Below are 19778 nucleotides of genomic sequence, written 5' to 3' on the forward strand. Positions count from 1 at the left end.
GCGGTTCTAGACAGTCTCTCCCGGACGCTGGGCCTGACCAAGACCGGCGCGCCGTGCCGCGCGGTCATTGTGGAGGTTACGTCACGAATCCACATCTTGCCTGGTCACCAAGGTCCTCCTGATCACACCAGTCACATTAGTCACAACACGGTGTGACTGCTAACCACTCGTCGGCTCTGCAGCCCACTCAGAAGGCGGATCGCACCGCAAGTGCACGCTTCAGGTCGTCCGCGCTGTCGCCGACGGATCGCCGGATGCCGGCCGCGACGGACTCGTCCGCGATCAGGTCGGCGGCCCGGTCGACGACCCGCGGCTCGACCGCGTACCTGGGGAACGCGAGCTTCGCGCTGGTTGCCACGACCCAGCCGGAACGGAGCTTCTCGGTGCCGGGAATCTCCGCGAAGTACCGGTCGACGTACGGCGCGGTGAGCTCGGCCTGCGTCGGGTGCCAGAACCCTTCGCACGCGGCGTACAGCTCGTAGTTCGCGATGTCGGCGTCGGTGGTGATCTGCGCCCACGCCCGCTCCTTCGCGGCCGCCGTCGGCAGCGCAGCGCGGCAGCGGGTGGCGTGGACGATGCCCTCGGATGACGAGTCCCGTGCGAGCTCGGCGGCGATCTCGGCCTCGCCGATCGCGCCGAGGCGAGCCAGCTGCAGCGTCACGATCCATCGCAGGTCGGCGTCCATCGTGACGCCCTCAGGTACAGGAAAAGCAGAGTCGCCGGCGAGCCAGCCCCGCAACCGGTCGACGTCGTCGGTGAACCGCGCGAATCCGCGGGCGACCGACAGTTGCACGCTGCTTCCGGCTTCGACAGTGTCCAGGCGCGCACGCAGTACGTCGGCCAGCTGCCCGCGGTACGGCTCGTACGGCAGGTAGACGCCGAGCAGGTGGGTGTTCGACCAGTTGAGCAGCGTCCCGACCGCGATGTCGCTGGTCTCGGTCGGCAGCATCCCGAGGACGACGTCGAACCCGATCCTCGGGTCCAGCTCGCCGTCGGCGACGGCGTCCCGCACGCTGTTCAGGATGACGGCGCGCGTCACACCGTCGTCGATCTTCGGCAGCAGCGCCGCGAGGTTGTCCAGGCTCACGGAGTCCAGCCGGATCTTCGCCCAGCTGTCGTCACCGGCGTCCGGGATCACGACCGCGAGGGACGGGTCCAGGTCGACGTCCACCTCGTCGGCGTCGATCAGTACGTCGACCGTCGTACGGCGGCCCTCCGCGTCGTACCCGCCGACGGTCAGCTTGTGCGGCCGCGTCGCCGGGTAGGCCACGGGTGCCTTGCGGTGCAGCTTGATACCGGTGGCGGTCCGGGCGACGCTGATCGTGTCGACGCCCGGCGTCCGCAGCCAGGCCTGCGCCCAGCCGTCCAGACCGACCGCGCCGGCCTCGGTCCACTTCGCGACCAGGTCGGCGAACGTCGCGTTGCCGAACTCGTTGGCGACGATGTGCGCGTTGACGCCGGCCAGGAACACGTCGTCACCGAGGTACGCCGCCAGCTGCTTGAGGACCGCCGCGCCCTTCGCGTAGGAGATGCCGTCGAAGTCGTCGAGCGACGCGAGTGCGTCCTTGACCGCGTCGGCCGCGACCGGGTGGGTCGAGGACCGCTGGTCGGCCTGCAGCCCCCACCACTTGCGCATGTAGGCGAAGTCGATCCAGTTGTCGGTGTACCGGGTCGCCTCGGTCGACACCCGGTGCGCCATGTACTCCGCGAACGACTCGTTCAGCCAGAGGTCGTTCCACCACTTCATCGTCACGGTGTCGCCGAACCACTGGTGCGCCATCTCGTGCACGATGGTCCGGGCCCGCTGACTGCGCTCGCCCTCGGTGACCGCCGAGCGGAACACCATCTGGTCCCGGAACGTCACGCAGCCCGGGTTCTCCATCGCGCCGGCGTTGAACTCCGGGACGAACGCCTGGTGGTAGTCGCCGAACGGGTACCGGTACCCGAACATCCGGTGGTACGTGTCGAAGGACTGCTTGGTGACGTCGAAGATGTCCGCGGCCTCCCGCTCGAGCGCGTCCTTCAGCGACTGCCGCGAGACGACGCTGAGCGCGATGCCGTCGTGCGAGTCGGTGATCTGGTGGTACGGCCCGGCGACCACGGTGACGAAGTACGTCGACAGCGGCTTGGTCTCGGCCAGCTCCCAGCGACCGGGGGAGACCTGTGTCGCCGCGCCGTTGCCGAGCACCAGCCACTCTTCCGGAGCCGTCACCTTGAATCGGTACGGCGCCTTGAGGTCGGGCTGGTCGAAGCACGCGAAGATCCGCGGGCCGGCGTCGAGGAACGACATCGCGTACGTGTAGGCGAGACCGTCGGCGGCGTCGACCGCACGGTGCAGGCCTTCACCGTCGTGCGAGTACAGCATCGAGGCGACCACGACGAGTTCGTTCTCCGGCTGCAGGCCGGTCAGCTCGAGCCGCCCGTCGCTCAGTCCGGCCACGTCGACCGCCGTACCGTTGAGGGTCACGGAGATCAGCTCGTCGGGTTTCACGTCCACCCAACTCGACGACTCCGAGGCGGTGAACCTGATCGTCGTGGTGGACCCGAACGTCCGCTCGCCCTGGGTGAGGTCGAGGTCGACGTCGTACGACTGGACGGAAAGCGCGGCGGCCCGAGTGCGGGCGCCGTCGACGGTGAGACTCGGCATGAGGGCCACTGTATGCCGAGACTAGGCTGAGCTATGAAGGAGCGAAGCGAGTTCATCATTCAACACAGCGCGGCAAGCACTCAGCCGCGCCCGGAGCGAAGCGTAGGGTGTGGATGAGTGATATGGAGTACCGGCAGCTGGGCGACTCTGGTCTCACTGTCAGCGTTGTCGGACTGGGGTGCAACAACTTCGGGCGGCGGCTCGATGCGGGCCGGACGGACGCGGTGGTGAACGCCGCGGTCGACGCGGGGATCACGTTGTTCGACACCGCGGACATCTATCGCGGCGAGCACGGGTTCAGCGAGGAACTGCTCGGCAAGGCGCTCGGTGCGCGCCGCGACGAGGTCGTGATCGCGACCAAGTTCGGTGGTGACCTGGGCGGGGTGAACGGGCCTGACTGGGGCGTGCGCGGCTCCCGCCGGTACATCCGCAAGGCGGTCGAGTCGAGCCTGCAGCGGCTCGGCACCGACTGGATCGATCTCTACCAGCTGCACTTCCCGGACCCGGTGACGCCGATCGAGGAGACCCTGGCGGCGCTGTCCGAACTGGTTGCCGAGGGCAAGGTCAGGTACATCGGCAGCTCGCAGTTCGCGGCCTGGCAGGTGGTCGACGCGGACTGGACCGCCCGGTCGAACGGCCTGGAGCACTTCATCAGCGCGCAGAACCAGTACTCGCTGCTCGAGCGCGACGTCGAGGACGAACTGGTCCCGGCCTGTGAGCATCTCGGGCTCGGCATCCTGCCGTTCTTCCCGCTCGCCTCCGGTCTGCTCTCCGGCAAGTACCAGCGTGGTGCGGCGGCGCCCGACGGCTCCCGGCTCGCGACGCAGCCCGACCGGCTGGCGCAGGCGGACTTCGACAAGCTCGAGGCGCTCGAGACGTTCGCGGCCGAACGCGACCTGACGATGATCGACGTCGCGATCGGCGGCCTCGCGGCGCAGCCCGCGGTCGCCTCGGTGATCGCCGGCGCCACCACACCCGAGCAGGTCACCCAGAACGTCGCAGCCGGCCGCTGGGACCCGACCCCCGCCGACCTGGCAGCGTTGGACGATCTGACGTGACCCTAATACTTCTGCCGCCGTCCGAAGGAAAAACCGGGCGGTCGCGTGGTCGTGCTGTCGACTTCGGCACGTTGTCGTTCCCGGAGCTGAACCCGGTGCGCGAGCAGGTGCTCGAGACGCTGGCGAAGGTCTCCGCCTCGGCCGACGCACACGACGTACTGGAGGTCGGCGCCTCGCTGCGTGACGAGGTCGAGCGGAACACCCGGTGGCGCGCCGAACCGTCCGTGCCGGTCTCCGAGCTGTACTCAGGCGTCCTGTACGACGCCCTCAGCTACTCCACGCTCTCCGCGGGCACGAAGCGCCGCGCCGCGAATCGCCTGCTCGTCATCTCGGCGGCCTGGGGCGCGCTGCGGCCCGCCGACCGGGTCCCGCCGTACCGGCTGTCGATGGGTACGACGCTGCCGGGCCACGGACCGCTGGCGTCGGTATGGCGCGACCCGCTGAACGCCGCGCTGGCCGGCGTCGACGGTGTGATCGTGGACTGCCGGTCCTCGACGTACGTCGCGGCGTGGCGGCCGTCCGGCGACCAGGCGGACAAGTGGGTGTCGGTGAATGTGGTGCGGGAACGCGATGGTGTGCGGTCGGTCGTCTCGCACAACGCGAAGCACACCCGCGGCCTGGTCGCGCGGTACCTGCTCGAGTCCGGCAAGGATCCGGGAACGCCGAAGTCGCTCCACAAGCTGATCAGTGAGCGGTGGAACGCCGAGCTGGACCGCGCCTCGACCGGCTGGACGCTGACCGTCGTCGAACACGACTGATCCTTGCCTTCGGCATCTCCTTCGCTCCTGCGCTTGACACGGTCCGGATCGCGGCGGACGCTCCGAAGAGGACCAGGTCCGGGGCCGCTCGCCGTGGGTGACGGCGGCACTCCACAGGGGGAATCATGCGGATCAATCGTGTCGGCGCTGACATCAGCGTGCTCAGTGACCAACTGCCGGTGCCGGGCATCGGCTTCCTGCCCGTCAACGCGTTCGTGCTGCTCGCGGCCGAACCGCTGGTGGTCGACACCGGGTTGAGCCTGCCCGGCCGTGGCTTCATGGACGCGCTCGGCTCGGTGGTCGATCCGGGCGATGTGCGGTGGATCTGGCTGACCCATCCGGACCGCGATCACACCGGCTCGTTGTTCGACCTGCTGGAAGCGGCACCGCAGGCACGCCTGATCACGACGTTCGTCGGCGCCGGCATCATGTCGACCGAGCGGCCGCTGCCCATGGACCGGCTGTACCTGCTGAACCCCGGCCAGTCGCTGTCGCTGGGCGACCGCACCGTGACCGCCTTCCGGCCGCCGCTGTACGACAGCCCGGCGACCGTAGGCTTCTACGACGACCGCTCGCGGGCCTGCTTCAGCTCCGATTGCTTCGGAGCGCCGATGCCGACCTCGGAGCTCGCCGACTGCGGCGATGTCAGCGATGCCCCGCGGGACGCGCTGCGTGGCGGGCAGTTGCTGTGGGCGACGCTCGACAGCCCGTGGGTGCACAACGTCGACCAGGAAGCGTTCCGGCGTACTGTCCAGCCGTTGCGGGAGATGAACCCGGACGTCATTCTGAGCAGCCACCTGCCGCCGGCTCCGGGGCACACCACGAACTTCCTGGATCTGCTCGAGACGGCGCCGCAGGCCGATGCGTTCGTCGGACCGGACCAGCACGCCTTGGAGGAGATGCTCGCCGGCTTCGAGCCGGTCCAAGCCGCGACCTGAGCGGGACACGAACCGTCGCATGGGCAGCGTCCTACGTTCACGCGACTGTAACTGGTGAGTGGTTTCCTACGGTGCGTGATCGGGGAAGGCTGAAGGGCAGCAACGTCAGGGGGGATCCGCCCTAACCCTCGGAGGCCTGACCGATGCGACGTACGACCGCATTAGCGACAACAGTGGCGGCGGCCGCGACCGCGTGGACGCTGAGCGCCGGACCGGCGCCGGCGTACCCGCCGACCCCGCCGTCGGCGAGCACCGCCGCGACCCAGCTGGCGAGCCTGACCGTGAAGACGGAGGGTTCCAGCGACGGCTACAGCCGGGACAAGTTCCCGCACTGGATCATCCAGTCCGGCACGTGCGACACCCGCGAACAGGTGCTGAAGCGCGACGGCTCCGGAGTGACCGTGGACAGCAGCTGCCAGCCGACCGCCGGCCGCTGGTACAGCGTGTACGACTCGACCTGGGTGAACGACTCCTCGGACGTCGACATCGACCACATCGTGCCGTTGTCCGAGGCATGGAAGTCCGGCGCGAGCGCGTGGACCCAGGCCAAACGTCAGGAATTCGCGAACAACCTGACCATCTCGCAGCTGATCGCGGTGACCGCGTCGAGCAACCGCTCGAAGGGTGACAAGGACCCGTCGGAGTGGAAGCCGCCGAACACCTCGGTGCACTGCATCTACGCCCGCGAGTGGATCTGGGTGAAGTACACCTACAAGCTGTCGCTACAGTCCGCCGAGAAGACTGCCCTCACACAGATGCTCGGCACCTGCTGAAATCCTGGCTAGTCCTCGAGTAGGTGGCGGCGCTGGGCCTGGATGCCGGCCTGGAACCGGGTCCGCGCACCCAGCGTCTCCATCAGCTCGGCCACCCGGCGGCCGACGGTCCGGCTGCTCAGCGCGAGCTGCCGCGCGATCGCGTCGTCCTTGAACCCGGCCGCCAGCAACGTCATCAGCCGCGCGTCGGTCGGGTCGGCCTTGGCGGCCGGGACGACGGGTACGGCCTGGTCCCACAGCAGCCAGAACATCTCGATCAACGCGTCCAGCAACGCGCAGGGATGTACGACGAGTGCGCTGTCGACCAACTGGTCCACCGACAGCGGCAGGAGCGCGATCTTCCGGTCGAACACGGCCAGCTTCATCGGCACCTGCGGATGCACCCGCGACGTCTCGCCGGCATCGGCCGCGCTGTACGCCTCGTCGACGCCGCCCGGGATGTCGAGCGAGTCGGGGGAGTAGATGCCGTGGACGACGACCCCGTCGCCGAGCAGCCCGCGTACGGTGCTGTCCGATTCGGAGGCCCGCGCGGCGTACGGCGGCCGGTCGAGGACGAGCAGCTGGTGATCGGTCCCGTTGAGCAGCTGCGCGAACCGGGCGGCGATCGCCTCCTGGCCGACGATCACCTCGACCAGGTTCTCCGGCCGGTACTGCTCCTGCGTGCTCAGCTCGGACAGCAGCACCCGGGCCTCGGCGCGCACCCGATCGAGCTCGGCCCGGCGTACGGCGACCAACGCGTCGACCGCGACGTCCGGACGGGTCGGGAGCAGGCGGACCGGGTCGTCGGAGGTGCTGGTCAGCAGGCCGAGCTTCTCGAGCCGGCCGATCGTCGCGACGACCTCCTGCTCGTCGCGGCCGAGCCGGTCGGCGAGCTCGCGGACGCCGCAGCCCGGGGCCGACAGCAACGCCCGGTACGCCTCCTCATCGGACGGCTCCACCCCCACCGACTCCAGCATCCGATCAGGCTATCTCGTCCCGTGGACGGACTCGACCGGTTTGGCTACTTCGCGCCATGTCCGGGATACGTCAGCACACTCGCAGGTGCGGGGACCCCTCAGGTGGGGTATGTCTGACGGTGCCGGGCGCGCGCGGATCGGACAGGGGACGTCTGGTCAAGCCTCAACGCGCGCGCCCGTCCTTCGCTTCACCTTCAGGTAGCTGCGCCAGATCAGTCGCTGCAGCATCAAGGTGACGACGCCGGCGGCGGTCATTCCGGCGAGGTTGATGCCGAGCTGGGCCGCGGACCCGCCGATCTGGTGCGGTGCCCACAGGGCGACCGACAGCGCGAGGTCGCCCGCGGCGGGGACCGTCGTGACGGAGATGAACACACCGACCAGCGCGTTGCCACGGCCGGCGGTCTGCGACAACACGCCGGCGCACCCAGCGAGTACGGCGACCACCGCGGACCACCTGTCAGGTCGCCAGATGAAGCCGGTGAGCGGCCGCGCCGCCGTGACGTCACTGACGTCGACCCAGCCGACCGCGCGGGCCAGCAACGCCGTGAGTGCTGTCAGTGCGATCGCGAGCACGAAACCCTTCACCAGCAGCGACAACGACCGCTGGGTCAGACCGCCCTTGCGCAGGAAGATGCCGACGGCCAGAGCAGCGACGACGCCGAACTCCGGACCGACCACCATGGCGCCGACGACGAGGATCGCGGAGTCGGTGATCACGGCGACCGAGGCGATCATGGTCGCCAGCGTGAGGAACGCGTAGTACACCCAGGACCCGCCGGCCTCGTTGTACGCCTGGTCCACGACGGCGTCCCAGATGACCGCGTCGTCAGGCGCGCCCGGCGCCGCCTTCTCCGCGGCCTGGGCGTTCCGCGACGGCGCCGCGTCCACGGAGGCCAGCGCCACGGAGCCCTCGTCGTACAGGCCCTGTGCCTTGAGCCAGGTGAGGATGTCGGAGGTGGCTTCGCGGGTCACGTCGCACTCGACGACGTCGCCTTCGGGGCGGCGGGCGGCGCCGGGAAGCCGGACGATGCTGGTGACTCGTGGGTCGGCGACGAGCGTGTTCAGGACGCGCTCGCTGCGGTCCGATGGGACGATGAGTCGAAGGTGCATCACGGGCCACATGCTGTCAGATCGACTCCGGGGAGCCTTCATGAGTGATTCCGCCGCAGTAGTGCAATCTGGTGAGCGTCCTGAGCTGAAGCGGGTCATGGGCCCCGGACTGCTCCTGCTGTTCGTCGTCGGGGACATCCTCGGGACCGGTGTGTACGCGCTGACCGGCAAGGTCGCCGGTGAGGTCGGCGGCGCGGTCTGGCTGCCGTTCCTGTGCGCGTTCGTGGTCGCGCTGCTGACGGCGACCAGCTATCTCGAGCTCGTCACGAAGTACCCGAAGGCCGGTGGCGCGGCGGTCTACACGCACAAGGCGTTCGGGATCCATTTCCTCACGTTCCTGCTCACGTTCGCGGTGATGTGCTCCGGCCTGACCTCGGCGTCGAGCGCGTCGAAGGCGTTCGCGGCCAACTTCTTCTCCGCCGCACACATCGACGCCGACCGCGGCGCGCTGCTGATGATCACCGCGCTCGGCTTCATGACGCTGATCGCGCTGGTGAACCTGCGCGGGGTCGGCGAGAGTGTCAAGGCGAACGTCGTGCTCACCTGTGTCGAGCTGAGCGGTCTGCTGATCGTGATCGGGATCGGCGCCTGGGCGCTGATCGGCGGCGACGGCGACACCTCCCGGCTGACCGACTTCAAGGTCCCCGAGGGCGAGTCGCCGTTCAGCGCGGTGACGGCCGCGACCGCGCTGGCGTTCTTCGCGATGGTCGGGTTCGAGGACTCGGTGAACATGGCGGAGGAGACCAAGGACCCGGTGCGGATCTTCCCGAAGATCATGCTGATCGGGCTGTGCATCACCGGCGTCATCTACGTGCTGGTCGCGATCTCCGCGGTCGCGCTGGTCTCGCCGGACGAGCTGAACAAGGGCGCGACGCCGCTGCTCAAGGTCGTCCAGGCCGGAGCACCCGGGTTCCCGCTCGAACTGTTCGCGTGGATCACGATGTTCGCGGTGGCGAACTCGGCGCTGATCAACATGCTGATGGCCAGCCGGCTGCTGTACGGCATGTCGCACGAGCAGGTCCTGCCCGGTCCGCTCGGCCGGGTGCTCCGCCGGCGCCGTACGCCGTACATCGCGATCCTGTTCACCACGCTGCTCGCGTTCGTCCTGATCGGGTACGCCGATCTCGCGGCGCTCGGTGGTACGACGGCGTTCCTGCTGCTGTGCGTGTTCGCGATCGTGAACGTCGCGGTGCTGATCCTGCGGCGGGACCGGGTCGAGCACAAACACTTCCGCGCGCCGACCGCGTTGCCGGTGCTGGGCGTCGTCCTGTGCGTGTACCTGGCGAGCCCGTTGTCCGGACGGGCGTCGGCGGACTACAAGATCGCCGGCTGGTTGATGCTCGTGGGGGTCGGGCTGTGGATCATCACCTGGTTGCTGAACAAGTACGTGTTCAACCGGCACGCCGACTTCGACCCGTCGCACCTCGACCCGCAAGGTCCGGTGAACTGACGGGCAGGAATGCCGCGACCAGGACAGTGCCCAGGGCCACGAGCCCGATGACCACCGCGATCCAGCCGAGCGCGGGGTAACCCGCGCCGGCGTCGATCGCGAGACCGCCGAGCCACGGACCGGCCGTGATGCCGACGTTGAACGCGGAGAAGTTCGTCGCGGTCGCGAGCGTCGGCGCGTCACCGGCCAGGCTGAACACGCGGGCGTTGAGCGCCGGGTTCGCCGCGAACCCGAAGCCGCCGAGCAGCGCGATCACAGCGATCGCGACAGCTGGGACGGACGCGGTGACTGCCAGTACGCCGGACAGGACGAGCAGCCCGGTGATGCTGATGAACAACGTGTGGAACGGGAGTGCGTCGGCGAACCGGCCGCCGAGAGTGATCCCGATGAACGAGCCGAGACCGTAGAGAGCGAGTACGCCGGGAACGGCGCCGGGCGGAAGCCCTGTCGTCTGGATCAGCAGCGGAGCGAGGTAGCTGAAGACGACGAGGATCGTGGCAGTCGCCAACGCCGTCGTACCGAACGCGAGCCAGAGCCGTGCGTTGCGGAGCACCCGAAGCTCGTCGGCGAGCCGGGGTGCGCTCGCGAGGTCAGGCCGACCGGCCGGCAGGGTCGCGAGCACGCCGGCCATTGCGAGGACGCACAGGCCGGCCACGGTCCAGAACGCCGACTGCCAGCCGAGGTGCTGGCCCAGGAGGGTTCCGAGCGGGAGACCGACGATGGTCGCGATCGTGAGGCCGCCGGTGACAATGCTCATCGCCCGTGCGCGGGCGTTCGCCGGTACGAGCGCGACTACGGTCACCGCGGCCACCGACCAGAACCCGGCGTACACGAAGGCTCCGACGATCCGGGTGGCGAGCAGTACGGCGTAGCTCGAGGTCAGGGCGCCCGCGATGTGGGTGAGCGCGAAGATCGTGAGGAAGACGAGCAACGCCGTACGGCGGGACCAGGTGAGCGTGACGACCGCGAGGACCGGGGCTCCGACGAGCATGCCGATGGCGAACGCGGAGATCAGCAGCCCTGCCTGGGGGATCGAGACATGCAGATCGGTGGCGAGTTCCGGAAGCAGTCCGGCGAGCATCAGTTCGGACGTGCCCTGCGCGAAGATGCTCAGCCCGAGGACATAGACAGCTACCGGCATCGTTCCCCCTCACCTCGACGAATGCCACTCGTAGTATCTCAGGGATCACTGTCCGCTGTCGCCGCGCCTGTCACGGGTTGAGATTTGAGCCGATGCGGCATCGTTGAGGTATGAGCTATCAGACTCCGGCGAAGCGGAGCGGGCGGGCTGTGGACACCGCCCGGATCGGGAGTGGGCTGAAGCTGCTCGTTGCTCTGGTGGGGCTGATGTGGCTCAGCGAGGTCGTCGACACCGCGACGCAAGGCGCGCTCGACCAGTACGGGATCATCTCCCGCGAGCCCCGCGGCCTGGTCGGGATCCTGACCGCGCCGTTCCTGCATCTCGGGTTCGGTCACCTGATCTCGAACACGCTGCCGCTGGTCACGCTCGGCGCGCTGATCGCGGTCAGCGGCGCGGCCCGGCTGTTCGCGGTGACCGCGATCGTGACGGTGATCGGCGGGTTCGGGACCTGGCTGATCTCACCGCCGAACACGATCACGATCGGCGCCAGCGGACTGGTCTTCGGGTATGCGTCGTACCTGATCCTCCGCGGCCTGTTCAACCGCCGGCTCGGGCAGGTGCTGCTCGGCATCATCGTCGTGATGGTCTGGGGCAGCGCGCTGCTCGGCGGGCTGCTGCCGCAGGACGGGATCTCCTGGCAGGGTCACCTGTTCGGTGGCATCGCCGGTGTGCTCGCGGCCTGGGTCCTGGCCGACGACAAGCAGCAACGCGTCAAATGAGCGTGGCAGGGTCGGTGTTCGCTCCGCAGACCACAACGACCACGCGCTCACCGGCAGCCGGGCGGTAGGCCCCCGACAGCAGCGCGGCGTACGCCGTTGCACCACCGTGCTCGGTTGCCAGGTGGTACTGCCGCCACAGCTCCTTGCGGGCAGCAACGATCGCCTCGTCGTCGACGAGCACCGGCCGGACGCCGTACGTCTGGGCAGCCTCGAAGGCCAGTGAACCGATGCGGCGCGCACCGAGCGAGTCCGCGGCCACTCCGCCGACGGCTCCGTCGGTCGGCTCGCCGGCTTCGAGCGCCCGTTGCAGGGTCGGGGCGAGCGCCGGTTCCACGCTGATCACCTGCGCGTTGTCGCCGATGGCGGTTGCGATGCCGGCGATCAGTCCGCCGCCACCGACCGCGACGAGGACCGTGTCGAACAGGCCGGCCTGGTCGAGCAGTTCGAGGCCGACCGTGCCTTGCCCGGCGACGACCTCGGGCTGGTCGTAGGCGTGCACCAGCAGCGCATCCGTCTCGTCCCGCGCCGCGAGCGCCGCCTGGTACGCCTCGGCGTACTCCGATCCGACCTGCACGATGTCCGCGTCGAGGGTCCGCAGCTTGCCGAGCTTCGCGGCCGGTGTCGTCTCGGGGACGAAGATCCGGGCCGGTACGCCGAGTTCGCGGGCGGCGTAGGCCGCCGCCAGCCCGTGGTTGCCGCCGGACGCGGCGACAATGCCCTGACCGGTCAGGGCGCCGCTGTCCTTCGCGGTGAGTAGCCGATTGAACGCGCCGCGCGGCTTGAACGAACCGGTGTGCTGGAGCAGTTCCAGCTTGAACGTGAGTCCCGGCGCCACCTCGATCACCGGCGTACGTCGTACCCGCCCGGCAATGCGCTCCGCGGCCTGCTTCACGTCGTCGAGGCTTACCGTCATGCCTCAACCCTGCCACGATGGTGAACAGCCGACGGACGGGAGGCCATGGGATGGGCGCGTACGAGGAGACTTACCGGCGCAGTCTTGACGACCCGCACGGGTTCTGGCTCGAGGCGGCCGAGGCGATCACCTGGACGAAGGCACCGACCCGGGCGCTCGACGCGACACATGCCCCGATCTACCACTGGTTCCCGGACGGGACGCTGAACACGTCGTACAACGCGCTCGACCGGCATGTCGAAGCCGGCAACGGGCAGCGAACCGCCCTGATCTACGACTCACCCGTGACGGGAACCGGCCGCACCTACACCTACGCGCAACTGCGGGACGAGGTGGCGATGTTCGCGGGCGCGCTCGCGTCGCTGGGTGTCGGCAAGGGCGACCGGGTGATCGTCTACATGCCGATGATCCCGGAGGCGGTCGTCGCGATGCTGGCCTGCGCGCGACTCGGGGCGATCCACTCGGTGGTGTTCGGCGGCTTCGCGCCGCGTGAGCTCGCCGCCCGGATCGAGGACGCCGGGCCGCGCGTGATCGTCGCAGCTTCGTGCGGCATCGAGCCGACCCGGATCGTCGAGTACAAGCCGATCATCGACGAGGCGCTGAAGATCTCGTCGCACCAGCCCGAGCACACCGTCGTCTTCCAGCGCGAACAAGCCCCCGCTGAACTGGGCGAACGCGATCTCGACTGGGCCACGCTGACCGCGAAGACCCAGCCGGCAGGCCCGGCGCAGGTCGGAGCGACCGACCCGCTCTACATCCTCTACACGTCGGGTACGACGGGACGTCCGAAGGGCGTCGTCCGTGACAACGGCGGTCACGCGGTCGCACTCGCCTGGACGATGCGCAACGTGTACGACATCGGGCCGGGTGACGTGTGGTGGACCGCGTCCGACGTCGGCTGGGTCGTCGGCCACTCGTACATCGTCTACGCGCCACTCCTGGTCGGAGCGACCACGGTCCTGTACGAAGGCAAACCGGTCGGGACGCCGGACGCGGGCGCGTTCTGGCGGGTGATCTCCGAGCACGGCGTGAAGGCGTTGTTCACGGCGCCGACCGCGATCCGCGCGATCAAGAAGGTCGATCCCGAGGCGGCCGAGCTGGCGAAGTACCCGCTGGACAGGTTCCGGACGTTGTTCCTGGCGGGGGAGCGGCTAGACCCGGAGACGTATCACTGGGCGCACGAGCATCTCGGCGTACCGGTCGTCGACCACTGGTGGCAGACCGAGACCGGCTGGCCGATCGCGGCCAACCCGCGCGGACTCGAGCCGCTGCCGACCAAGCCGGGCTCGGCGACCGTGCCGATGCCGGGCTGGAACGTGCAGATCCTCGACCCGTACGGCAAGGAGTTGCTCGCACACGAGGAGGGCGCGATCGCGATCAAGCTGCCGCTGCCGCCGGGCGCCCTGCCGACGCTGTGGGGCGACGACCAGCGCTACATCGACAGCTACCTCAAGGAGTACGACGGCTACTACCTGACCGGGGACGGCGGGTTCATCGACGACGACGGCTACATCTTCGTGATGGGCCGCACCGACGACGTCATCAACGTGGCCGGCCACCGCTTGTCGACGGGCTCGATCGAGGCGGTCGTCGCGGCCAACCCGGCGGTCGCGGAGTGTGCGGTGATCGGTGTGCACGACGCGCTGAAGGGGCAGTTGCCACGGGCACTCGTCGTACTCAAGGCAGGCGCGACGGTCTCGGACGACGTACTGCGGGACGAGCTGGTGGCCGCCGTACGCCGGGAGATCGGGCCGGTCGCCGCGTTCCGGGACGTGTCGGTGGTCGATGCGCTGCCGAAGACCCGGTCGGGCAAGATCCTGCGCCGAACGATGCGCGGAATCGCCGACGGCCGCGACGAACCGGTCCCGTCGACAATCGAGGACCCGACCGTCCTGGACGCGCTACGACCCGTCCTGCGCGGCGGTCAGGAAGGCTAGGACCGCCGGACTCGCAACCGACCGGAACTCGTGGAAATAGGCGTGCCGGGCACCCGTGATGAGTTCGGCCCGAGCCCCCGGGATCCGGTCGGCGAGCAGTTGCGCGTTCGCGGCCGGACTGAAGATGTCGTCGGTGCCGTGCAGGATCAGGGTCGGCGCGGTGATGGACGGTAGGCCGTCCCACGCGTCGTGCCTGTTGCTGGCAACCAGATGCCTGCGCTTGGCGTACGGCGGCATCGTCGGGTCACCGAGCACGTAGTAGGGACCTGGATCGTGTGCGAGCCAGGCCGGGGTGTACATGAGCTCGAGCAGCACGCGATCGGTTCGCTCCGGATCGGCCAGCGCCTTGCGGATCTCCTGGCTGCGCTCGTACCCGTGTGCCGCGCCGGGCGAGGTACAGCCCAGGACGAGTGCGTCGACACGCTGGGGATGGTTGATCGCGAGCCACTGCGCGACCCGCCCGCCCATGGATGTCCCGTAGACGTGCGCGCTGTCCAACCCGAGGTCATCGAGCACGGCGACCACGTCGTCCGCGAACCCGACCGTGCTGTAGACCTCGTCCGGCTTGTCGCTCTCGCCGGTTCCTCGCCAGTCCAGGGTGATCGTCCGGTACTGCGCTTCGAAGTCCGCCCGGACCGGATTCCACCAGGTGTGGTTGTTGGACTGCCCGGCGAGCAGAAGAAGTGGTTGCCCGACGCCCCGAACCTGGTAGGCGATCCTCGTCCCGTCAATGGCTGCTGCGTTGGGCACAGAGATAGTCTGCAGGTATGCGAGTCGTGATTGCGGGTGGACACGGGCAGATCGCGTTGCGGCTGACGCGGTTGCTGAGCGCTGACGGGCACCAGGTGGTCGGGGTGGTGCGGAACCCGGACCACGAGGCCGACATCGCGGCAGCCGGCGGTGAGGCCGCCGTACTGGATCTCGAGCAGGCCGACGTCGGCGCGGTCGCCAAGGTGCTCGCGGGCGCGGACGTTGCGATCTTCGCGGCGGGCGCCGGGCCGGGCAGCGGGAACGCGCGCAAGGACACCGTCGACCGCGGTGCGGCCGCCCTGTTCGCGGACGCTGCCGAGCAGGCCGGCGTACGGCGGCACATCCAGGTCGGCTCGATGGGCGCGGACCTCGCCCCGTCGCTGACCGACGACGAGACGTTCACGGTCTACCTCCGGGCCAAGTGGGCCGCCGAGGAGGATCTGCGGGCCAGGGACCTGGACTGGACGGTGCTGCGGCCCGGCAGCCTGACCGACGATCCCGGGACCGGCACGGTGAATCTCGCCGACAAGACCGGTCGCGGCCGGGTCACCCGCGACGACGTCGCGCTGGTGCTGGCCGGCCTCTGTGACGCTCCGGCCTCGATCGGCCGGACGCTCGAGCTCATCGGCGGGGACACACCCGTCGCTGAGGCCCTCGAGAATCTCTGACCCTTATGACGTTGCCACAAGCAACAGAATGTGACGGGACATGGCAGACACACTGCGGCAGGTGACCTTCGAGCGCCTGACGAACAGCAGCTACGAGGTGCGGAACGCCCGCGGCGGGACCATCCGGATCGGCTCGGGCGGCGAGGACACCGACTTCACGCCGGTCGAGCTGCTGCTCGCGGCGATCGGGACCTGCTCGGCGATCGACGTCGATGTCGTGGTGAGCCGCCGGGCCGAGCCGACCGAGTTCAGCGCGGTCGTCCATGGCGACAAGATCCGGGACGCCGAGGAAGGCAACCGGATGGAGAACCTCGCGGTCGAGTTCACCGTGCGCTTCCCCGAAGGCGAGGACGGCGACAAGGCACGCGAGGCGCTGCCGCGCGCCGTGAAGATGTCCCACGACCGCCTCTGCACGGTCAGCCGCACCGTCGAACTCGGCACCCCGGTCACCACCACGGTCAACGCCGACTGAGCAGGAACTCGCTCGCCGGCCGAAGCCGGGTCTGCAACACATCCTGGGTACCGCGGCTGTCGAGCCGAATGTTCGACGGTGTACCTGGCGCGGACGGCAGCGCCTGCGGGTCGAGACCGTCGCGAAGGGCGATCAGCCGCCCGAGTTCGAATCGGCTGATCGCCTCAGGGCCGGCCAGGTGGGTGACGCCGATGACATCGGAGACGAGCAACTCGAGCAGCGCCGACGCGAGGTCGGAGACGTGCACCGGGCAGCGAATGTTGCCGGTGTAGAAGACACCAGGTTCACCGGCCGCCAACCGTCGTACGCGCTGTTCCTCCCCGGAGCGACCGTCCGATCCGACGATAATCGACGTCCGCGCGATGACCGCGCCCGGCCTGATCGCCAAGATCGCCGTCTCGGCTGCCGCCTTGGCCGCGCCGTACGGCGTGATCGGGCAAGGCAACTCGTGCTCGGTGTACGCCGCTTCCCGGGGACCGAAGACGGCATCGGTGGACACGAACACGAGACGCGCGCCGTCCGCCTCCAGCGCGACGTTGACCGCGCCATCGGCGGTCGCGGCCCAGTCGTCCTGCTTGTAGGCGGTGTGGATGATCCCGTCCGGCCGGACACTGCGGATCACCTCGCGCACCACGTCACGGCGCCGTACGTCGAATTGCACGCCACCCGGCACGATCTGCGAGTGATGCGCAGGCACAACCTCGTGGTCGGCCGTGCGCAGGAGTTCACGGCCGAGCAGACCAGCGGCTCCGGTGACGAGCAACCTCACCCGACCAGCCTATGACGCTCGAGCCGCCAGCCGGCGGTCCGCGTGGCGCGCTTCACCTCGGCGAGCGTCCGCACCTTCCGCGGCGACATCCACGACTGCGACGGCTTGTGCAACATCCACCCGTCCCCGATGGTCAGCGCCGCATGCTGAACCAGCCGCGCAGTGTCACGCCAGACGAACACCGTGCCCGGTACGTCGTCCTTACCGCCGCGCTCGGTGTGCTGCGCGAGCCATTCCTCGAACGGCTCGCGCAGCATCCAGACTGTCTCAGCACCTTCGGTGCCGCAGGCCGCCATCACGGTGCCGAAGCAGTTCGGCCCGCTGCCGTCCGCGAATGTGCCTGCCAACTCGCGCACGCGCGGCAACTCGGCGGGCCAGGTCCGGACCTCTGTGTGCCGGCTCGGCCCGAGATCCTCGCTGACGACGTCGGGCAGCACGCGCGCCGGCTCCCGGAGCAGCGACTTCCACCAGACGAACCGATGCCCGTCCGCCTGCTGCCGAACCTCCGGGCCGACGATCCGCGCCCATCTCCTCACCGTCGGAACTGCCGCACGGTCGTAGTCCACCTGCGCCCGGACCAGCTTCGCCCGCGTCGCCTTCGGCAATTCGCCGTACGCCGCCTCGCTCAGCCACGCAGTCCGAGCAGCCTTCCGGTCGATCGCGTACGTGCGGTACGTGTCCCGGTCTTCGCGGCTCGGCTCCCGATCATCCGTCGCCAACTTCCAGGCAGTCGCCTGGCTTTTCGTCACGAAGAACGGCTGCTCGTCCGGCGCTAGCCAATCAACCCATCGCTCCAGCAGGTCAGGCGAGACGTCGACACCCAGCACGGTCAGCACCCGGCCAACGGTTTCACCCTCAGCCCTGATCGGCCACCGGTTTCTGCGGGCCGCGGTAGCGCTGGGTCTGTGAGTAGACGAGGTTGGTGGTCGTGCTGCCGAAGTCGGTGAGCTCGTTGACGAGTTCCTCCAGGTGCGGCATCGACGCGGCCGCGACCTTCAGCGTGTAGCAGTCGTCGCCGGTGGTTCGCAGGCATTCAAGGATCTCGCGCCGCTCGGCCAGCAGGCGGTGCAGGGGCTCGTGCTTGTTACCGGGGTACTTCAGCCGTACGACGGCCAGCACCGGGTAGCCGACCTTCGTCAGGTCGATCTCCGCGCGGTAGCCGGTGATCACGCCGATCGACTCCAGCCGGCGTACTCGCTCGGTGGTGGCCGAGGCGCTGAGGTTGACCCGCTTGCCAAGCTGCGTCAGCGACAGCCGGGCATCCTCCTGCAGTTCGTTGAGGATCGCCCAGTCGGTCGGATCGAGACTCTCGGTCATATGCACAATCTACCGGTGATTTCGCGGCTTGATGCGGCGTACGCCGGGAAGAATGTCTTCAGAACCAGGTCGTCGCCTGGATAGCCTGAGGGCGTGGAACTTGGAGTGAACGTGCCGAACTTCGGCCCGGGGACGAATCCGGCGCGGCTGAGGGACTGGGCGCGCGTCGTCGAGGGACTCGGGTACGACCTGCTGATGGTGTCCGACCATGTGGTGATCACGCCGGACGTCGCGGAGCAGTACCCCGCGCCGTTCTACGAGCCGTTCACCACACTGAGTTGGCTGGCCGGGATGACCGAGCGGGTCCGGCTCGGCACGACGGTGCTGATCGCGCCGTACCGGCATCCGTTGCTGGTGGCAAGGATGGCGGCGAACCTCAACGCGTTGAGCGGCGGGCGGTTCGTGCTCGGTGTCGGGGTCGGCTGGGCGCGGCAGGAGTTCGAGGCCCTCGGCGCGGAGCATGCGCACCGAGGTCGGCGTACGGACGAGGTGCTCGCCGAGCTGCGGCGCGCGTGGGCCGATACCGCCGACTACGGAGAAGGGGCGATCCCGATCTGGGTCGGCGGTTCGAGTACGGCGGGCTTGCGGCGGACCGTCCGGTACGGCGACGCGTGGCATCCGCTGCGGCAAACGATGGCGGAGCTGCGGTCCGGGCTGGACCGCCTGCGGACGGTCGCGGCGTCCGAGGACCGGCCGGCGCCGGGATTCGCGCCGCGGATCCTGCTCCGGCTCACGGACGAGCCGCTCGGCGACGATGATCGGGTGGCGGGGGAGGGCACGATCGAGCAGGTGATGGAGGATCTCGCCGTACTGCGGGAGCTCGGTGCGCACAGCGTCGTACTCGATCCGTTCGTCGGCGACCCCGACGAGACCGAACGGCCCGAGGTGGCTTGGCAGGCGCTGGCGACGATCGCCGCGCGACGAAGTGGACTGGAGACGACGTGACACCTGAGGCAGAAGGATTCCTGCGCCGTGCGATCGAACTCGCAGCGGAGGCACGGAAGAACGGGAACCCGCCGTTCGGCTCGCTGCTGGTCGGCCCCGACGGCAGCGTGCTGGCCGAGGAGCGGAACACGACGATCACCGAAGGGAACATCAGCTTCCACCCGGAGCTGAAGCTCGCGGTGTGGGCGGCTCAGCAACTGTCGCCCGAGGTCGCAGCCGGCACGACCATGTACACGAGCTGCCAGCCGTGCGGGATGTGCTCGGGAGCGCTCGCGAGGTCCGGCCTCGGCAAGGTCGTGTTCGCGCTGTCCGGTGAGCAGCTCGACGGACTCAAGTCGACGGGCGGCTTCCCCGCCGTACCGCTGGAAGGGCCGGCGCTGTACGACGAGGCGCGCGTGCCGGTGGACGGGTACTACAGCTGAGGCTTGGGGGTCCCGTTGCCGGGACCCCCGCACTC

The 19778-nt window shown here is 69.1% G+C and carries 20 protein-coding genes; 11 read left to right on the forward strand and 9 right to left on the reverse strand.

The window, feature by feature from the left end; translation table 11 throughout:
• Positions 1-187 precede the first annotated feature (187 nt).
• Positions 188-2647, reverse strand: coding sequence for an aminopeptidase N (gene pepN, locus EV647_RS33655; RefSeq protein ID WP_134010160.1), 2460 nt, complete (start codon positions 2645-2647; stop codon positions 188-190).
• 113 nt (positions 2648-2760) lie between these two features.
• Here pepN and EV647_RS33660 point away from each other — a divergent pair, with 113 nt between their 5' ends.
• The 4 genes from EV647_RS33660 to EV647_RS33675 all read left to right on the forward strand — a co-directional run bounded on the left by EV647_RS33660 (position 2761) and on the right by EV647_RS33675 (position 6174).
• The gene (locus EV647_RS33660) at positions 2761-3705 is read left to right on the forward strand and encodes an aldo/keto reductase (protein ID WP_202876389.1); all 945 of its coding nucleotides are present in this window, start codon (positions 2761-2763) and stop codon (positions 3703-3705) included.
• Complete coding sequence (locus EV647_RS33665) at positions 3702-4463, forward strand: YaaA family protein (RefSeq protein WP_134010162.1); 762 nt, start codon at positions 3702-3704, stop codon at positions 4461-4463. The genes EV647_RS33660 and EV647_RS33665 overlap by 4 nt, the downstream gene beginning before the upstream one ends.
• Before the next feature lie 125 nt (positions 4464-4588).
• Positions 4589-5401, forward strand: coding sequence for an MBL fold metallo-hydrolase (locus EV647_RS33670; protein ID WP_134010164.1), 813 nt, complete (start codon positions 4589-4591; stop codon positions 5399-5401).
• A 143-nt stretch (positions 5402-5544) separates the two neighbouring features.
• Positions 5545-6174 (forward strand): HNH endonuclease family protein, encoded by a 630-nt coding sequence (locus EV647_RS33675; protein ID WP_134010167.1) that lies wholly within the window; start codon positions 5545-5547, stop codon positions 6172-6174.
• A gap of 8 nt (positions 6175-6182) precedes the next feature.
• Here EV647_RS33675 and EV647_RS33680 read toward each other — a convergent pair whose 3' ends face one another.
• Positions 6183-7130 (reverse strand): MarR family transcriptional regulator, encoded by a 948-nt coding sequence (locus EV647_RS33680; protein ID WP_134010169.1) that lies wholly within the window; start codon positions 7128-7130, stop codon positions 6183-6185.
• A gap of 156 nt (positions 7131-7286) precedes the next feature.
• On the reverse strand, positions 7287-8240 hold the full coding sequence (locus tag EV647_RS33685; protein ID WP_134010434.1) for a DUF389 domain-containing protein: 954 nt from the start codon (positions 8238-8240) through the stop codon (positions 7287-7289).
• A gap of 40 nt (positions 8241-8280) precedes the next feature.
• Here EV647_RS33685 and EV647_RS33690 point away from each other — a divergent pair, with 40 nt between their 5' ends.
• A complete protein-coding gene (locus tag EV647_RS33690; RefSeq protein ID WP_134010171.1) occupies positions 8281-9690 on the forward strand; it encodes an APC family permease in 1410 nt (469 codons plus the stop codon).
• Here the strand turns inward: EV647_RS33690 and EV647_RS33695 are convergent.
• Positions 9632-10831, reverse strand: a complete 1200-nt coding sequence (locus tag EV647_RS33695; protein ID WP_134010174.1) for a Cmx/CmrA family chloramphenicol efflux MFS transporter — start codon at positions 10829-10831, stop codon at positions 9632-9634. The two genes, EV647_RS33690 and EV647_RS33695, sit on opposite strands and share 59 nt — an antisense overlap.
• A 110-nt stretch (positions 10832-10941) precedes the next feature.
• Here EV647_RS33695 and EV647_RS33700 point away from each other — a divergent pair, with 110 nt between their 5' ends.
• Entirely contained in the window at positions 10942-11550 is a 609-nt protein-coding gene (locus EV647_RS33700; RefSeq protein WP_134010176.1) for a rhomboid family intramembrane serine protease, read from the forward strand.
• On the opposite strand, the gene EV647_RS33705 is transcribed toward EV647_RS33700, so the two are convergent.
• Positions 11543-12463, reverse strand: a complete 921-nt coding sequence (locus EV647_RS33705; protein ID WP_134010178.1) for a threonine/serine dehydratase — start codon at positions 12461-12463, stop codon at positions 11543-11545. The two genes, EV647_RS33700 and EV647_RS33705, sit on opposite strands and share 8 nt — an antisense overlap.
• Positions 12464-12513: 50 nt before the next feature.
• Here EV647_RS33705 and EV647_RS33710 point away from each other — a divergent pair, with 50 nt between their 5' ends.
• A complete protein-coding gene (locus tag EV647_RS33710) occupies positions 12514-14400 on the forward strand; it encodes a propionyl-CoA synthetase (RefSeq protein WP_134010180.1) in 1887 nt (628 codons plus the stop codon).
• On the opposite strand, the gene EV647_RS33715 is transcribed toward EV647_RS33710, so the two are convergent.
• Complete coding sequence (locus EV647_RS33715) at positions 14365-15150, reverse strand: alpha/beta fold hydrolase (RefSeq protein WP_134010182.1); 786 nt, start codon at positions 15148-15150, stop codon at positions 14365-14367. The genes EV647_RS33710 and EV647_RS33715 overlap by 36 nt on opposite strands.
• Positions 15151-15167: 17 nt before the next feature.
• On the opposite strand from EV647_RS33715, the gene EV647_RS33720 reads away from it, so the two are divergent.
• Positions 15168-15818, forward strand: a complete 651-nt coding sequence (locus tag EV647_RS33720; protein ID WP_134010184.1) for an SDR family oxidoreductase — start codon at positions 15168-15170, stop codon at positions 15816-15818.
• Between the two features lie 40 nt (positions 15819-15858).
• Positions 15859-16290 (forward strand): OsmC family protein, encoded by a 432-nt coding sequence (locus EV647_RS33725; RefSeq protein WP_134010186.1) that lies wholly within the window; start codon positions 15859-15861, stop codon positions 16288-16290.
• On the opposite strand, the gene EV647_RS33730 is transcribed toward EV647_RS33725, so the two are convergent.
• Genes EV647_RS33730 through EV647_RS33740 form a run of 3 tightly spaced genes read right to left on the reverse strand, consistent with a single transcriptional unit; the run spans position 16277 to position 18376 of the window.
• Complete coding sequence (locus tag EV647_RS33730) at positions 16277-17059, reverse strand: sugar nucleotide-binding protein (RefSeq protein WP_134010188.1); 783 nt, start codon at positions 17057-17059, stop codon at positions 16277-16279. The genes EV647_RS33725 and EV647_RS33730 overlap by 14 nt on opposite strands.
• Positions 17056-17895: a hypothetical protein gene (locus EV647_RS33735; protein WP_238177522.1), complete on the reverse strand. Its 840-nt coding sequence runs from the start codon at positions 17893-17895 to the stop codon at positions 17056-17058. The genes EV647_RS33730 and EV647_RS33735 overlap by 4 nt, the downstream gene beginning before the upstream one ends.
• A gap of 19 nt (positions 17896-17914) precedes the next feature.
• Positions 17915-18376 carry an Lrp/AsnC family transcriptional regulator gene (locus EV647_RS33740; protein ID WP_134010191.1) on the reverse strand — a complete coding sequence of 154 codons (462 nt, stop codon included), beginning with the start codon at positions 18374-18376 and terminating at the stop codon, positions 17915-17917.
• A gap of 93 nt (positions 18377-18469) precedes the next feature.
• On the opposite strand from EV647_RS33740, the gene EV647_RS33745 reads away from it, so the two are divergent.
• Together EV647_RS33745 and EV647_RS33750 are read left to right on the forward strand one after the other, a co-directional pair.
• Entirely contained in the window at positions 18470-19321 is an 852-nt protein-coding gene (locus EV647_RS33745; protein WP_134010193.1) for an LLM class flavin-dependent oxidoreductase, read from the forward strand.
• A complete protein-coding gene (locus tag EV647_RS33750; protein ID WP_134010195.1) occupies positions 19318-19743 on the forward strand; it encodes a nucleoside deaminase in 426 nt (141 codons plus the stop codon). The genes EV647_RS33745 and EV647_RS33750 overlap by 4 nt, the downstream gene beginning before the upstream one ends.
• Positions 19744-19778 lie beyond the last annotated feature (35 nt).

Source organism: Kribbella sp. VKM Ac-2566 (assembly GCF_004366005.1).
In the GTDB taxonomy this organism is placed as follows: domain Bacteria; phylum Actinomycetota; class Actinomycetes; order Propionibacteriales; family Kribbellaceae; genus Kribbella; species Kribbella pratensis.